This window comes from Streptomyces sp. NPDC007896 (assembly GCF_042959425.1).
In the GTDB taxonomy this organism is placed as follows: domain Bacteria; phylum Actinomycetota; class Actinomycetes; order Streptomycetales; family Streptomycetaceae; genus Streptomyces.
This window is the reverse complement of record NZ_JBIBKX010000017.1, coordinates 1-13,607: the sequence shown is the minus strand read 5'-3', so window position 1 is coordinate 13,607 and position 13,607 is coordinate 1. Positions and strand designations below refer to the sequence as shown.

Below are 13,607 nucleotides of genomic sequence, written 5' to 3'. Positions count from 1 at the left end.
GAAGATCACGTCATTCGACGGAAGGGGAGATCACGGCATGACACAGGCAGCGGAACCGGATACGGAACGGGCACTGCCCGAGCAGCTCATCGCCCTGCTGACCGGTCACCTCGAAGTCGAGGTGACGCCGGAGCAGCTGACCGCCGCGACGACGTTCGAAAGCCTCGGGATGGACTCATTGTCGTTGATGGAACTGGTCGTGGCGGCAGATCAGGAGTTCGGCATCATCCTGGCCGAGGGCGAGTTGGACCTGTTCCCGGCTTCCACCCTCGGTGACGCGGCCCGGGCGTTCGAGCATGCGGCCTGAGATCGCGGTCACCGGGCTGGGCCTGGTGACTCCGGCGGGGCATACGGCGGAGGCGAACTGGGCGGCCCTGTGCCAGGGCCGCTCACTGGCCGCCCCCGACCCCGAACTCGCCGGGCTGCCCGTCGACTTCTCCTGCCAGGTGACCGGATTCGACGCCGCGGCCGAACTCGGCCGGTCGCTCGCCCGGCGCGTGGACCGGTTCATCCAGTTCGCCCTGGCCGCCGCACGACGGGCCGTCGACGACGCCGCACTGGACACCGGCACGTGGCCGGCGGAGCGGGTCGGAGTCGTGCTGGGCGTCGGGGCCAACAGCCTCAGTACGTACGTCACCGAGTTCTGCCATCTCGGCGCGGACCGGCCCGAGCGGGTCTCGCCACTCGCGCTGCCGCGCAGTGTGCCGAGCATGGCCGCGGGCGAGGTCGCGATCGACCTGGGCGCCCAAGGGCCGAACTTGACCACGTCCAGCGCCTGTGCCTCGGGCGCGACCGCGATCGGGGTCGCGCGGGACCTGCTGCGGTCCGGGACATGTGACATCGTGCTGGCCGGCGGCAGCGAGTCCGCGTGCTCCCGTATGACGGCCACCTGCTTCACCCGGATGCGGGCGCTGTCACGGCGACGCGAACACCCGCAGCTGGCCAGCCGGCCGTTCGACGCGTCACGGGACGGTTTCGTCCTCGGGGAGGGCGCCGCTGTCCTCGTCCTGGAACGCCTCTCCCACGCCCGCGCCCGCGGGGCACCGGTCCAGGCCGTGCTGCGCGGCTATGGCGCCGGAGCGGACGCACACCATCCGGTGGCCCCGCACCCGCACGGGCACGGAGCGGTCCGGGCCATCCGCGCCGCACTGGAGGACGCGGCATGCGATCCGGGAGACGTGGGCCTCGTCAACGCGCACGGCACCTCCACACCGCTGAACGACACGGCCGAGGCCGCGGCTCTCACCCGGGTCTTCGGAAAGGACATGCCCCCCGTGACGGCCGCCAAGGGCGTGATCGGCCACGCCCTCGGGGCGGCAGGTGCGATCCAGGCGGCGTACACGGTCCTCGCCCTGCAGCGTCGGACGGTGCCGCCGGTGGCGAACTTTGAGGGCCAGGACGGCGACCACAAGCTGGACGTCGTCGCCCGCCAACCGCGCCCAGTGGTCGGGAACACGGGCCTCAGCTGCTCGTTCGGCTTCGGCGGCCAGAACGCCGTCCTGTTGTTCACGACCGATTGACGAGAACTGGGTGCGGGTGAGACCACATGGGAGCCCGGCAGTCCGGACCGTCACCCTTGCCCGCTAGGCCCTCATGTCACGCTGCGCAGCCCTTCCGGGCACCGTCGTCATGGCGGCGTCCGGCGCCGGCGCGTCCCGCTCAGCTGGAGAAGGGCTGTGCACGATGCCGTACTCGCGGGCGAAGCGGTTGGCCTCCGCGGCGGAGCCCGTCATCCGGTGCAGCCACAACCCGTTCGCCACGCAGTTCATCTGCTTCTGCGTCAGATGCAGTCGCCACCGCTTGATCCCGTGATCGCACGAGGCCGCCCTGACCTGCTCCGCCAGCACATCAGCGGGCGGCGCCCGGAGCTGGTTGGTGAGACCGACGAACACACGCAGCGCCGCCATCTGAGACGGGATCAGCTCCACCAGCTGCCGGTTCGGGGCTGCCTCGCCTGGCGGGGGCTCGGCCCGGGGACGGGAGCAGCCGTAGGTGAGGGTGTCGTGACCGTACAGTGTCAGGCGGGCCGCCCACCGCACGGGCCGACCTTCCAGAGCCGACAGCTCGGCGCGGTCCTCCCGGCCGGCAAGTTCCACCAGGCCCTGGCTCTCCAGGGCGTTCACCTGCTGCTGGTGAGGCGGGAGGAGCCCTTGTCCAGCGTCCAGCCGTGCCCGGCCGCCTGCCCACGCTCGCGCAGCGCCTCAGCACCGACAGCGCCCTCTCCCAACTTCTCATTCCACTCCCCCGCGTTGTGTGCCGTGCCCGTACGCGTCCGCCGACCGTAGACGTCGATGCCGCTCCAGGCAGTGCCAAGGCGGGGAAGGCCAGACCAGCCCATCGGGGAAACCCGTCCGGCGCTCAGCGCTCTCGGTGAGCCGGCGGATTCACGGCCTGGCGGCCAACGAGGGGTCGGAGGGAGCGGCAGCCGCCACCGCCGACACCCCTCGCGGCCTGTGTGAAGCAGTCCGGGTTGTCGAGGCCCTTGATCCAGTGCCTGTGCGACAGCCGGCCATGAGGCAACATCCGGGCAGTAGCCGGTCGACTGGTTGCTGACCTCGTTCACCGTCCAGCGTCCGGCCTCGGTGTAGAAGCTGATTTCGCCAGCGCGTAGCACCCGATCGCCGCTCGCGCAGGCGATGTGTTCGCTGCGGCGTGGGGCTGGACGAGCGGCCGATCACCGACCTCGACGGGCCGGGGGCCGAGTTGCGGGCCGCGGTATTCGCCGACGGCGGGGAACTTCCCATCGGTGCCCTGCTGGTCAAGACGACTCTCTACCAGCGCTCCTCGCCGGCCCGCGACCTCGGAGCATCCCTGACCGAACCGGACGAGATACTCAGCGTCGAGGCGATCAAGGTAGACGCAATGTCCCGGACTGGTGTCTCCGGGCTGTACGCGGCCGGGGATGCGGCCACCTCGGTCCCGCCGTCCATGGCGGCCGCCATGGCGTCGGGCTACCTGGCCGGCGCCGCCGCTGCTGTTCAACTTGCCGCAGGGTACTGAAGCCCACTTCCGACTCGCAGGTCCAGCGGGACCAGACGCCCCGGACCTCCACCCGGGCTTGACCGCCCCAAGGGTCATTCATCTGCTCCTTCTGCGACGCAGTCCTGCCAGCGGAGTGGGACGTAGCCGAACCGGACGCCAGGTGATCGGTGGACACTGCCCCGTGGTCGGAGTACGACCGCCGCCCCGACCACGGGCCGCGCCAGGATGAACCGCTGCGCCGCGGGCGAAGAGCCGCCGACGGCCAAAGGGCCAACGAAGAAGTAGCGCTCCACAACAGCTGAGTAGGGCTTCCTCCGGCTACGGCCAGAGGCGTCAGCGCTCCAGGGCGGGAAGGCCGGCCAAGCCGGTGTCGAGCATGATGTGGTCGACCGTCTCAGTCAGAGTGCTGTCGGCGCCAATGACGGTCTCGATGCCGCCAGGCAGGAGATCGAGGGGCCGGTACCAGTCACGCAGCTGCGGCTCGCCGACCTCGTTCGCGATCGGTTTGGTGGCGTGCGGGCGAGGGTCTGCTCGAACGGCACATGCAGGTAGTAGGCGTGGGTCGGGCCGCGGTGGTCGGCCCGCAACTGGGTGAGCATGTCGCCGTAGCCGTCGGCGTACAGGATCCCTTCGACGACGACGTGGTACCCGGCGTCCAGGGCGTTGCGGGCCGTCAGGTCGATCAGCCCGATGTTCGCCGCGCCGGGCCGGTCACGCTCGCGGAGCACGATACGGCGCAGGTTGTCCTGGCCGACCAGGGCCAAGCCGCGACCGAACCTGTCGCTGAGGCCGCCCGCGACGGACGACTTCCCCGACGCGCTGTTGCCGCGCAGCACGACAAGCCGGGTTTCTTCGGTGCCCACCATCACGGCGATCACACTATCGACGGCCATGGGCCGCTGAGCGGCGTCAGGCCGGCCACCCGCCCACCACGCCCCAGCCGCCCAGGAGGCCGGACAAAGCGCGGCGTTGCTCTTCCTCGCATTCCATCTGTTCGGCGAGGACGTCCCGGTCGACGTACGGGGTGACGGCGGCGAGGACCCAGGCGCCGGGGTTCGAACGGCGGTCCGACGCGCAAAAGACGAGCCGGACCCGGCCAATTCTCTGAGGAGCCGAGCCCGCGCCGCACGCCTGTCCTGCACGGTGTTCACCACTTCGGGAGACACCGCTGTCCGGCACTGTTCGATCGCGGCAGCTCGGTCACCGGAGAGGTCGGAGATTGAGTGTCGGCGCCTTCTGCCAGCTGGCTGGAAGAGGCCGGCGCGCATGTGCTGCGTGAGGTTCTCGAGGATCTCGCGCAGCCACGGGCTGCGGACGGCCGGCAGCCGGCCAGGGTGTCTTGAAACGCTCCCGGGTCGGCCCGGAACAGGTGAGGGGGGTGCGGCGCGGGCGGGTCGTCGCGGAGGACGCCGTCGGGCATGCCGCCCGACGCGGGGACGGGCAGGTACGGCTCGGGGAGGGCCAACCACAGCCACACCCCGAACGGCAGCGGCACCGAGTTTGCCGAGGCGGCCTGGTCGTCCGGGGTCCAGATCTCCCCCGTCTGCGGATGGGCCGGCACGACGAGGATGCCGGCGTCCGCGTCGGGGGCGGCCCGTCCAGGTCCGGCCAGGACAACACGCCGCGTCGGCGGTCCCGCGGGCAGCAGGGCGTCGAGGGCGCGTTGGAACACTTCCGCGATCAGGCCGTCCGGAACGGTCACCGGACGGCCTTCCGAGGCCGCCAGCAGTTGGGCGAGCGCCCGGCCGGCCGCAGCAGGCCGCTCGCGGCGGCGGTGTCCGGTATGCCTTCGCGCTGCATATCTCCACCGTTCCCGGATGCCTGGGCTTACGGATCGGGGCCACGGACCGTTCGCTGCGCCGTTCAGGCCCGGGCGTGGCGGGGTTCGCCGCCGTCGGAGAGCAGCTCGTCGAACAGGGCCCGGTAGTGCACCATGGCACCCCGCAGTTGTTCGGTGGTCGCCTCGTGCCGGGTGCTGAGCGCCTCGACATCGTGGGCGGCCCGGTAGTGCTCGAGTGTGCGGCCGTTGCTCGACCGAGAGGTCCTTGAGCTGTTGCTCGAAGTCCCGGGTCGGGTAGCCGCGTTCGTGCATCAAGGAGGTCACCAGGCGGTCCGCGTCGTGCACGGCGTCCTCTTGACGGTCCACGAACTCTTCCTGCGTGCTGCTCCAGTCCCGGGTGTACCGATCCCTGACACTGCTGTCCAGCGGCTTGATGTCCAGCGCGTCACGCCGCTTCTCGCGGGCCCTGAGCTTGCGCTCGCCGGCCATGCGGCTGCCGGCATCCCCCATCGTTCGTTCATACTCCGGGCCGAAACGCTCCCGCAGCTTCCGGCGGCGCATGACCATCGACGCCGCCACAGCCACGGCGATCACCACCACGACGACAATGATGATCGCCAGAAGTGTCCCTGTCGACATAGGACAGAATCCCCTGACATGAACACTACATGTTCCTCTTTATTATGAATTACCGCTTCTTTGCCATTGAAACGCGATACAGGGGCGAATCGCCGGCAGGCGTACCGGCCGTGCACGGGTCTGCAACGTTGGTTGCAGTAGTGCGGGTGCGTGGTCGTGCAGCAGGCGACTGCGAGTCTCGCCCAGATCGATCAGTGGATCGCGGTCGAGGAGCGGCGCCGGGGCGAGGCTCGGCGATCTCCGCCGCCCGAGTGGCTGCTGGAACACGGCATCGGCAACGGGCAACCCGGCAACCCTCGAGGAGGCTGCCACTGAACGTCTGGAAGCGAGCCGCTGACCTGCCGGAAGAGACTCGCTGCTCATAGGGCCGCTCCGGGGGGCCTGGTCAGCGGCTGTATGCCGGGGGACCCGACGTCGGGGCAGAATGGGCGCATGGGTGTCCGGCGTGGGCGTTTGTCGCGTGATCGCCTCCTGGAGGAGCCATCGAGCCGCGGGCTGGTGGCGATCCCGCTCGTACTGATCGTGGCGATCACCGTGCTGGATCTCTACACGCCAGCCGATGTCCACCTTGGGCCTCTGCTGGTCATCGCTCCCGCGCTCACCGCCTCTCTCTCCGGGACGCGGCTGACCGCTCTCGTCGGGGCCCTCGCGGTGGCGGCCCTGGTGCTCGTAGCTGTGCTCGAAGGCGGACTGACCACGGCCAACCGCTTGGCGCAGATCCTCGCGCTGCTCGTCCTCTCCGCCCTGACAGTTTTCCTGCGCCACGTCGCGGAGCGGCGTGACCGTGCGCTGAGCCGGGCACGCTCGGTGGCGGCGACCACGCAACGGGTTCTGCTGCGGCCTCCGCCGCGCCGGATCGGGCCGTTGCGGGTGGCGTGGCTGTATCTGTCCGCGGAGGACGAGACGGAGATCGGGGGTGATCTCTTTGCGGTCGGCCGGGCCGGGCATGCCGCGACCCGAGTGGTGATCGGCGATGTGCGGGGCAACGGCCTGGCCGCGATCGGTGAGGCTTCGCTGGTGCTGAGTGCTTTCCGTGAGGGCACTCACCGCTGTGCCTCTCTGCTCGAGCTGGTGGCTGTCCTTGAGGACAGCGTCTGCCGGAACGTGGAGGACGTGGCAGACACCAAGCGTGATCCCGGCGAGCACTTCATCACCTGCCTCGTCCTGGAGATCCCCGACGAGGGCCCGGGGGCCGAGATGGTCAACTGCGGGCATCCGCCGCCGCTGCTGGTGACCGATCAGCAGGTGACGGTTCTGCACGCCCGCCGCCCCCTGCCGCCGCTGGGCATGTGCGAACTGCCCGTCGAGGCGCGCCGCACCGACCCGTTCACCTTCCAGGCCGGCGACATGCTCGTGCTCTACACCGACGGTGTCATCGAGGCCCGCTCACCGGCCAGAGCGTTCTATCCGCTCGCCGAGCGGGTCGCATCCTTCCCCGCCGCAGGCCCCGACGATCTGCTGGACCGGATCCACCGCGACCTGCTCGCCCACATCGGCGGCCCTCCCGTTGACGACGCCGCCATCCTTGTCATCGAACACACCCCCTCGCACCACCTCCTTCGGCCCCGCACCCACTAGCTGGAAAAGCCTCACCGGAACGGGCCGATCTCCGACAACTCCCCGAGCTGTTGCCGGCTGGCATCCGAATCGGTGCGGTCGATCCAAGCAACTACCGCGCGCTCTGGAAGACGGTCGTCGATTCGTATGCAGATGCCGCCTTCACCCAGAGGTGGACGTTCGAGAGCTTCCTCGCCACTGCCGACCCGACCTGCTGGCGGGCTGCTTGGGATGGGGAAAGTATTGGCCAGGGTCGCCCTGTGCTCCATCCGTCGGCACGACCCAACTGTGGGCGAAGTCGAAGAACCGAGCGTCCGGGCAGAGTCAAGGCGTCTGGGTCTTGGGCGGGCACTGCTGCTGGACGGGGTGCGATGTCTTCGCGAGCAAGGTGCGAAGACCGCCCGGTTGTACACCGGGACCGCGAATCGGCACAGATCCTACGACCTCTACGAAAGCGCAGGGTTCCGGCGCCAGCGAGTACGTCCGCTACCGCAAGCCGATCGTCGTCTGACCCGACAGAGGCAGCCCCTCAGCACCCTGGCGGTGCGGACTACCGAAGACGGAGCCCGGCTTGATCGACCGGACAGGTCATGGGCGTGCGGGTCAGCCGCCCTGACCGGCACTTCCGACCGGGCCGACCTTCACCGGGGAGCCGGAGCCGTCCGTGACGGGCAGCGTGGCGGCGCCCGGCCAGTTGAGGGTGACCGACTTCGTCTCGTCCGGCGGGGTCACCACCAGCCCGGTGACGCGGACGCCGGAGCCGCCCGACTTGTTGAACGGGTAGTTGATGGGGAAGTACGTCGACTTCCCGTTCTTGAGGACGGCCGAGCCGGCCTGCTGGCCGGTGCGCTTCGCGGACAGCGATCCCGCGCTGGTCTTCAGGTCGACGCCCGCGTACCCGGAGATCGTGCAGTCCCGGCCGCTGTGGTTCGTCAACTCGACCACGACGGTGCGGTCGGGGTCGCCGTCGATGGTGTTGTCCTTCGCCGTGATCTCCAACTCGTCGGTGCGGCACTTGCCGACCTTGGCGTTCGCGTTGGAGCCGGTCCCGGCAGCCGTACCCGTCCCGCCGGAGCTCGTCCCGGCGGAGTCTTTCGCGCCGCCCTGATCCGAACTGCCCGAGTCCGAACTGCCGCCCGAGGACGACGCGGTGGCCCCGGCCGACACGGTGGACGCGGACGACGGGCCGCTCTGACCCGTGCCGGCGTCGTCGTTCTGGCAGGCCGTGAGCGAGAGACCGGCGGCGACGGCCAGGGCGGCGAAGGTGAGCTTGTGAACGCGCATCGATTCTTCCTCAGTATCGGTTGGCAGTTTCGGCCGCTCGATCGGGTCGGTACGAGCGAGCGTTTCCGACCAACAGGACCGGCCCGGCCCGGTGGACCGTTCCATACAGTCACCTCGTAAGACATCCCTGTTACACGCACAGTCAGGCACAACGCGCGCCATCACCGGGCAGACCGCGCCAAGATGCGCCGACGGCCAGCCGGGACGGCGGTTCCCGCCACCGTCGTGCACCTGTTCGCAGCCGCCGCTCGTTGGGACAGACCCGTAACCCGACGGACCACAACCGATCGCCTGCCCTCCTCATCCCGCTCCGCTCGCTCACGGGAGCAGCCGCCCGGCCGCACCGCCCGGCCCGCGAGACCGGGTTTCCAGCCCATCAAAGGCACGCATCGACTCGCCTCGTCTGCCACGATTTCCGCGGTCTCGGGGCTGCCCCGCCCACCGAGGGCGCGGTCCTTGATCGGCCGGAACAGCACCCGGTGCACGGCCGCGACGCGCGCCGCCGCCATACGCGGGGTGACGCCGCTCGCCGCACCGCTCGCTTCGGCGAGCACCACCGCGAAGACCTCTTCGCACCATTCGTGCGGGCTCCGCGGACAGGCGGAGAACGTCGGGCTCTGGTCGATCATCCGGGAGAACTCCGGGCCCACGAATCCGGCGATCGGCCCCGGCGACGACGGCCTCGAAGGCACCGCGCAGCACGGACGAGTGCGGACTCCCTCACCGCGCACCCGGCCGCGATCCCGGCCAGGCTCCCGACGAACGCCTCCCGGCGGTCCAGCACCAAGTCCTCCTTGCGGGCACCGCAGTTGGCCACGGTCGCCCGATGATTCAGCCCACCATGGACATGACGAAGGCCCCTGCCGGGAATATCGTCCGGAGCCTGTTCCCTTGCAGGTAGCTCAGCCAGCTTTCCCTCTCGGGTGTCGGCGACGAGGCCAGATTGTCGAACTCCAGGACGTTACGGCAGTTGCCGCACGTGTACTCGATACCCACGGCACAGCGGCGGCCCGGCATCGTTGTCCGTCAAAGTGCCGTGCCAGGCCCTTCGGACCGCCGAGGATGGTCGAATGGCGATCACTTCGCAGGCCCGTTCCTTCGACAAGGCCGCCGCCAGCTATGCAGCGAACCGCCCTTCGTATCCGCCCGCGCTGCTCGATGCGGTCGAGGAACTCGCCGACCGCCCCTTAACCTCGATCTTGCATGACGGTCTGCCGACGGAGTCGGCGTACCGTTTCGTGTTCTGTGGCTGATGGCGGGCAGGCCAGTGGCCCGGTGGTCGCATCGGGTGGGCGCCGGGTTCCACTGCTCCGGGTCCGGTGGTGCTGTCGTCGGGATAGGGGGATGTGCTGGTCAGCCGGGGTTTGGTAGTTGAGCGAGCCGGTCGAGGGCGGCCGTGATGTCGTGGGTCCAGGGCCAGTGGCGGGCTAGGCGGAGGATGTACCTGCGGCCGGTGGTGACGAGTTGTCCGGCAGCGGTGTACAGGCGGAACCGCAGTCGGCGGGGTTCCCAGAGCCGGGTGTTGCCGGTCAGAGCCAGCATGGGCATCCATGCCAGCAGGTCGAGGGCGATCTGCACGATCTCCAGCCAGATCTTGCTCTGTGCGGCCTCGTGCAGGGGCAGGTTGCGCAGGCCGGTGGCCCGAGCGGCCCGGATCCGGTCTTCCGCGCGGGCCCGCGGTCGGTGACGAAGCTCCAGCTCGGCGATCGGACGGTTGGCGGTGTTCGTGGCGAAACACGTGATCCGCATGCCGTCCGCGTCCGTGATCCTCAGCTGGGCGCCGGGATGCGGTCGTTCCTTGCGGACGATCAGCCGCACGCCCTTGGGCCAGCCGTCGAGGACGTCACCGGTCAGTTCGGCGACCCAGGCCCCGTCACGGACCTCTCCGTCCGTCTCGATGGCCGGGGTCCAGGCCGATGCCGGGATCTTCAGCACGTGCTGGTGGACGGTGTCGGTGATGGTCATGCCGACCGAGTAGGACAACCAGCAGCCCCGTCGGGCGAGCCAGGAGACGAACTCGTGGGTGCCGCCTGCGGAGTCCGTCCGGATCAGGGTCCGGCGTCCGCGCCGATGTTCCTGGGGGAGTTGGGCCAGGGCGAGGCGGGTGGCGGTGATGTGGTCGGCGGCCGTGTTCGAGCCCGCGTTCCCTGGCCACAGCAGGGGTACCACCGGCTCTCCGGTCCCGCCCGGGCCGTGGTCGACGAAGCCCATCAGTGGATGGTGGCCGTAGGTCTTCATCCAGGTCGGGGCCGCATCCTGCTTGTCCCGGTGTGCGACGACGAGTACACCGTCCAGGTCCACCGTCACCTTGCCGCCCGCACGCGGGGCACGGTCGCCAGCCAAGGACCAGACCCGCGAGCGGTCTTCGGACCGTGCCCGGCTGACGGCGTCCAGTGCCTTCTCGCCCGAGGCAGCGAGGAGGTCGATGAGGCGGGAAACGGTCGGATCGGATGCCACCAGGCCGAAGACGGCCGACTCGGACCGCAGCATGGCGATGTCCGCAAGGCAGTCCCCGCCGAGCGCGACCGCCAAAGCAAGGTCGAGGAAGACCCTGCCGGGGTCGTGGACGGCCCGCGGTTTGCGCCATGGGGCGAGAGCAGCGGATATCTCCTGGTCAAGGCCACTCTTGCGGACCGTTTCCACGAGCAGGACCGAACCGGCCTGAGAGACGACTTGGCGACCGTTGCCTTGGACGCGCACGCGTGGGTAGGAACCAATACGCTCTCTCACCTGGGAAGTACTCTTTTTCTTGCAACCGACAAGACCCTCAGCCTCCTTGCCCGCGATACGGAGGATGACGCTGTTGCCCCCCGCCCTCCAGGCGGATCAGGTCGATCGACTCCTCAGCCATGAGGGCACCTTCCAGCTCGGCTTCAGATACGACACACCGTCACTCATCGCCGCTGGAGCCGGACTCGAAGGTCGGGTTGAGCGCGTACCGCCCCACCCCGAACGGCTGGAAATCGGCATCGGCGAGGACGCGGTAGAGGAACTCCGAGGTGGACATGTCGTACCGGTGCCATGCGCCGTCGTCGGCCCGCGCGAGGACGGGGTAATCGCCCGGCTGCTCGGCATCGATCAGCCAGCAGTACTCGTCGGCCCATTCGGTGGAGCCCCAGTGGACCAGCCCCTTGCCGCCGGGCGCGTAGATCGCATAGGGCTCGACGGCGGAGACGCCTCCGAGCTTGCGGTCCTGGTCGACCGACAGGGAGACCCGCCATTGTGTCAGGAAGTCGAACGCGAGGCCCTCACCGCGCCCCAGAAAGTAGACGGAATCACTGAAGACGCCGCCGCCGAATACCTCGTAGAGCTCCTTGTAGTCCGTCGGCAGCGGGACCCACAGTTCTCCCTCGATCGCCGCCCAGTCGACGGAGATCCCGAGCGGCTCCCACCCGGTCAGTTCGATCACTCGCTGAACCCACATGCAACAACCTTTCAGACGGAGAGGGTGCGGGTGAATCCGCGATATCCACCCGCACCCGGAAGTGCATCCCGGCCGCTGGTCCAGCCGGTGTACGCCTCAAGGTTGCAGGCCCGTCGGCGTGTCCCGGTCGTCACCCCGGGCTCGTATTCTCCGGTGTCCATGTAGAGCCAGGTGATGGTGAGGTAGTCGGGAGTTCGGCAGGGCCGGCGGATGGCGGCCAGTGCCCGGGAGCCCGCTGTGGCGAGCGTGCCGACCGGGGCGGGAGACCGTCGGGTCAGAGGCCACCGGCCCGAACAGGGCTGGTTCGGCTCGCAGCATCGTGATATCGGCCAGGCAGTCCCTGCCCAGGGCGGTCGCGAGCGCAAGATCCAGCAGGATCTCGCCCGGGTCGTGCACCGTCCGCGGCTTGCTCCACGGTGCGAGCGCCGCCGACTACGCAGCACCTACACCGCTCTTGCGGACCGTCTCCATCAGCAGCACGGCCCCGGCCTGCGAGACCACGGCATGACCGTTGCACTCCTCGGCAGCGTCCAGGAGTTGGGGCTCCAGGCGGGTGCAGAGCGTGGTGGCCGCCAGCTCCACAGGTTGCTGGCAGAGCGATGCCGTAGGAGGGGAGGCGGACCGTCCAGGAACTCGTCCGTGACCCTGCGTCTTCGGCGCCCCCGACGGACAACGGCGACACGGCCTGAGCCGGTATGTCCGCGCACGGCGAGCCGCTCCTCCGGGCCTCGACATGGGCTCCCTACTCAGACGGAACCCGCCTTGCACATGAGTACGCGCCCCGATGCCCGTGGCGGCCGGCGCTGATGAAGTGGTTCTCATGACGACGCAGAACACCGCGCCTCAGCGCCGAGCAGACCACCCGACCTGGTGGAGGGTCCCCCTGGTGGCATCCGCGCTCGGCCTGCCGGTCCTCGCCCTGGAGTACCGCGCGATCCGGGCGCAGGCGGGCATGGGCCAATACGGAGCAGTTCTCTACTGGGCCCTCGCCCTGTTCGCCGTGGCCTGGGCCCTGCCCCACCGCCGCTCGTTCAGAACGTTCCGCATCCTGGCGAGTGGAGCGGCACTGTTGATCACACTTCTGCCGGTGACGCTCCTGCTGCTACTGGGCGTGATGCTGGCCGGCTGACACGTACGCCACGCATTCCGTCCAGGCGGTCGAGGAGTTTTTCAAATGGACGAGCGACCGGAGGGCCAGGGCGAGCCGGAAGGACGTCCCGCAGCGGCCGCCGGCGCTGTAGAGCGCCTCGTCGGCGAGGAGTTGGTGCGCGGCCGCGGAGAAGACGCCCTCCACCGAGCCGACGGCCTTGGCGTTCTTGTCGGGGGCCACGGCCGACCGCTGCACGCCGCCCGCTAGCATCCTTCGCATGACGAGTCGGGGGTGGCGGCTGAGTGCCGTGGTGGTGCTGGCGGCGATCTGCGCCGCCGGTCCAGAACGCCCGGAGGTCATCCGCACGGCGTCGGACCTCGGCCCCCTCCCGGCCGACACGGTGCGCTCCACCTGGTACAAGATCGAGGCAAGCAGGTACCACATACCGGCCGGCGGCGCGGTGGGCAAGGTCGGCAAGGACGTGTCGTCGAAGGACGGCTCGGAGAACTTCAAGAAGTCCCCGTCGGCCAACCGGGCCTACCTTCAGGGGGGTGGCAGCACCCTTTCGCTTGCTCACGGCAGTTCCGTGAAGTTCGGCGGCGCGGTGCGTGCATTCGGTATCTCGCTCGGCGCGAAGACCGGCTACGACAGCAGCCACAGGCAGAGGAGCACGTTCGGAAACCAGCCCGGCAAGCACTGGATCTGGGGCAAGAATGGTTCGCTCAGCAGTGGGCACGCTGGTGTCTTCTACTCCAGGTAGGCGCGGCCGGCTGATCGCCGGAACCACATTCCTGATCGTGGCGGCGGCCCTGGCAGCCTGGCTGGTCCCGCAGCGACCAGATGACACAGGT

Annotated in this window: 12 protein-coding genes and 6 pseudogenes; 9 read left to right on the top strand and 9 right to left on the bottom strand. The window is 69.4% G+C overall.

Annotated elements, in window-relative coordinates; genetic code table 11:
• The first annotated feature begins 37 nt into the window (after positions 1 to 37).
• Entirely contained in the window at positions 38 to 307 is a 270-nt protein-coding gene (locus ACFZDJ_RS41325) for a phosphopantetheine-binding protein (protein WP_390933395.1), read from the top strand.
• Positions 297 to 1,520 carry a beta-ketoacyl-ACP synthase II gene (locus tag ACFZDJ_RS41320; protein ID WP_391066909.1) on the top strand — a complete coding sequence of 408 codons (1,224 nt, stop codon included), beginning with the start codon at positions 297 to 299 and terminating at the stop codon, positions 1,518 to 1,520. The genes ACFZDJ_RS41325 and ACFZDJ_RS41320 overlap by 11 nt, the downstream gene beginning before the upstream one ends.
• Before the next feature lie 63 nt (positions 1,521 to 1,583).
• On the opposite strand, the gene ACFZDJ_RS41315 is transcribed toward ACFZDJ_RS41320, so the two are convergent.
• A complete protein-coding gene (locus ACFZDJ_RS41315; RefSeq protein WP_390933397.1) occupies positions 1,584 to 2,123 on the bottom strand; it encodes a DUF6417 family protein in 540 nt (179 codons plus the stop codon).
• Positions 2,124 to 2,652: 529 nt separating this feature from the next.
• On the opposite strand from ACFZDJ_RS41315, the gene ACFZDJ_RS41310 reads away from it, so the two are divergent.
• Positions 2,653 to 3,000 (top strand): hypothetical protein, encoded by a 348-nt coding sequence (locus ACFZDJ_RS41310; protein ID WP_391066906.1) that lies wholly within the window; start codon positions 2,653 to 2,655, stop codon positions 2,998 to 3,000.
• Between the two features lie 315 nt (positions 3,001 to 3,315).
• Here ACFZDJ_RS41310 and ACFZDJ_RS41305 read toward each other — a convergent pair.
• The 3 pseudogenes from ACFZDJ_RS41305 to ACFZDJ_RS41295 all read right to left on the bottom strand — a co-directional run bounded on the left by ACFZDJ_RS41305 (position 3,316) and on the right by ACFZDJ_RS41295 (position 5,401).
• Positions 3,316 to 3,848 (bottom strand): annotated as a pseudogene (locus ACFZDJ_RS41305) (kinase).
• 384 nt (positions 3,849 to 4,232) lie between these two features.
• Positions 4,233 to 4,738 (bottom strand): annotated as a pseudogene (locus tag ACFZDJ_RS41300) (hypothetical protein); the annotation flags it as partial.
• Between the two features lie 107 nt (positions 4,739 to 4,845).
• Positions 4,846 to 5,401: pseudogene (locus tag ACFZDJ_RS41295) on the bottom strand (hypothetical protein).
• A gap of 156 nt (positions 5,402 to 5,557) precedes the next feature.
• Here ACFZDJ_RS41295 and ACFZDJ_RS41290 point away from each other — a divergent pair.
• The 3 genes and pseudogenes from ACFZDJ_RS41290 to ACFZDJ_RS41280 form a co-directional block, all read left to right on the top strand.
• The gene (locus tag ACFZDJ_RS41290; protein WP_391066903.1) at positions 5,558 to 5,716 is read left to right on the top strand and encodes a hypothetical protein; all 159 of its coding nucleotides are present in this window, start codon (positions 5,558 to 5,560) and stop codon (positions 5,714 to 5,716) included.
• A gap of 117 nt (positions 5,717 to 5,833) precedes the next feature.
• Positions 5,834 to 6,979 (top strand): SpoIIE family protein phosphatase, encoded by a 1,146-nt coding sequence (locus ACFZDJ_RS41285; RefSeq protein WP_390933400.1) that lies wholly within the window; start codon positions 5,834 to 5,836, stop codon positions 6,977 to 6,979.
• 17 nt (positions 6,980 to 6,996) lie between these two features.
• Positions 6,997 to 7,469: pseudogene (locus ACFZDJ_RS41280) on the top strand (GNAT family N-acetyltransferase); the annotation flags it as partial.
• Positions 7,470 to 7,561: 92 nt separating this feature from the next.
• Here the strand turns inward: ACFZDJ_RS41280 and ACFZDJ_RS41275 are convergent.
• Positions 7,562 to 8,242, bottom strand: coding sequence for a DUF4232 domain-containing protein (locus ACFZDJ_RS41275; RefSeq protein WP_391066901.1), 681 nt, complete (start codon positions 8,240 to 8,242; stop codon positions 7,562 to 7,564).
• 1,070 nt (positions 8,243 to 9,312) lie between these two features.
• On the opposite strand from ACFZDJ_RS41275, the pseudogene ACFZDJ_RS41270 reads away from it, so the two are divergent.
• Positions 9,313 to 9,432, top strand: a pseudogene (locus ACFZDJ_RS41270) (SAM-dependent methyltransferase); the annotation flags it as partial.
• Between the two features lie 163 nt (positions 9,433 to 9,595).
• Here the strand turns inward: ACFZDJ_RS41270 and ACFZDJ_RS41265 are convergent.
• From ACFZDJ_RS41265 to ACFZDJ_RS41255, 3 genes and pseudogenes are all read right to left on the bottom strand, one after another.
• Positions 9,596 to 10,972, bottom strand: a complete 1,377-nt coding sequence (locus ACFZDJ_RS41265) for an IS1380 family transposase (RefSeq protein WP_391066898.1) — start codon at positions 10,970 to 10,972, stop codon at positions 9,596 to 9,598.
• Positions 10,973 to 11,132: 160 nt separating this feature from the next.
• Positions 11,133 to 11,666: an SMI1/KNR4 family protein gene (locus tag ACFZDJ_RS41260; protein WP_391066895.1), complete on the bottom strand. Its 534-nt coding sequence runs from the start codon at positions 11,664 to 11,666 to the stop codon at positions 11,133 to 11,135.
• A 258-nt stretch (positions 11,667 to 11,924) separates the two neighbouring features.
• Positions 11,925 to 12,137, bottom strand: a pseudogene (locus ACFZDJ_RS41255) (transposase); the annotation flags it as partial.
• Between the two features lie 349 nt (positions 12,138 to 12,486).
• Here ACFZDJ_RS41255 and ACFZDJ_RS41250 point away from each other — a divergent pair.
• Positions 12,487 to 12,795: a hypothetical protein gene (locus tag ACFZDJ_RS41250; RefSeq protein WP_391066893.1), complete on the top strand. Its 309-nt coding sequence runs from the start codon at positions 12,487 to 12,489 to the stop codon at positions 12,793 to 12,795.
• On the opposite strand, the gene ACFZDJ_RS41245 is transcribed toward ACFZDJ_RS41250, so the two are convergent.
• Positions 12,769 to 13,011 (bottom strand): hypothetical protein, encoded by a 243-nt coding sequence (locus tag ACFZDJ_RS41245; RefSeq protein ID WP_391066890.1) that lies wholly within the window; start codon positions 13,009 to 13,011, stop codon positions 12,769 to 12,771. The genes ACFZDJ_RS41250 and ACFZDJ_RS41245 overlap by 27 nt on opposite strands.
• A 22-nt stretch (positions 13,012 to 13,033) precedes the next feature.
• On the opposite strand from ACFZDJ_RS41245, the gene ACFZDJ_RS41240 reads away from it, so the two are divergent.
• Positions 13,034 to 13,516, top strand: coding sequence for a hypothetical protein (locus ACFZDJ_RS41240; RefSeq protein WP_391066887.1), 483 nt, complete (start codon positions 13,034 to 13,036; stop codon positions 13,514 to 13,516).
• Positions 13,517 to 13,607: the final 91 nt, after the last annotated feature.

Bases quoted from the DNA above. Each gene is read 5' to 3' on its own strand.
- ACFZDJ_RS41260 (WP_391066895.1), bottom strand. From the start codon at position 11,666: ATGTGGGTTCAGCGAGTGATCGAACTGACCGGGTGGGAGCCGCTCGGG.
- ACFZDJ_RS41285 (WP_390933400.1), top strand. From the start codon at position 5,834: ATGGGTGTCCGGCGTGGGCGTTTGTCGCGTGATCGCCTCCTGGAGGAG.
- ACFZDJ_RS41275 (WP_391066901.1), bottom strand. From the start codon at position 8,242: ATGCGCGTTCACAAGCTCACCTTCGCCGCCCTGGCCGTCGCCGCCGGT.
- ACFZDJ_RS41240 (WP_391066887.1), top strand. From the start codon at position 13,034: ATGACGAGTCGGGGGTGGCGGCTGAGTGCCGTGGTGGTGCTGGCGGCG.
- ACFZDJ_RS41250 (WP_391066893.1), top strand. From the start codon at position 12,487: ATGACGACGCAGAACACCGCGCCTCAGCGCCGAGCAGACCACCCGACC.
- ACFZDJ_RS41320 (WP_391066909.1), top strand. From the start codon at position 297: ATGCGGCCTGAGATCGCGGTCACCGGGCTGGGCCTGGTGACTCCGGCG.
- ACFZDJ_RS41325 (WP_390933395.1), top strand. From the start codon at position 38: ATGACACAGGCAGCGGAACCGGATACGGAACGGGCACTGCCCGAGCAG.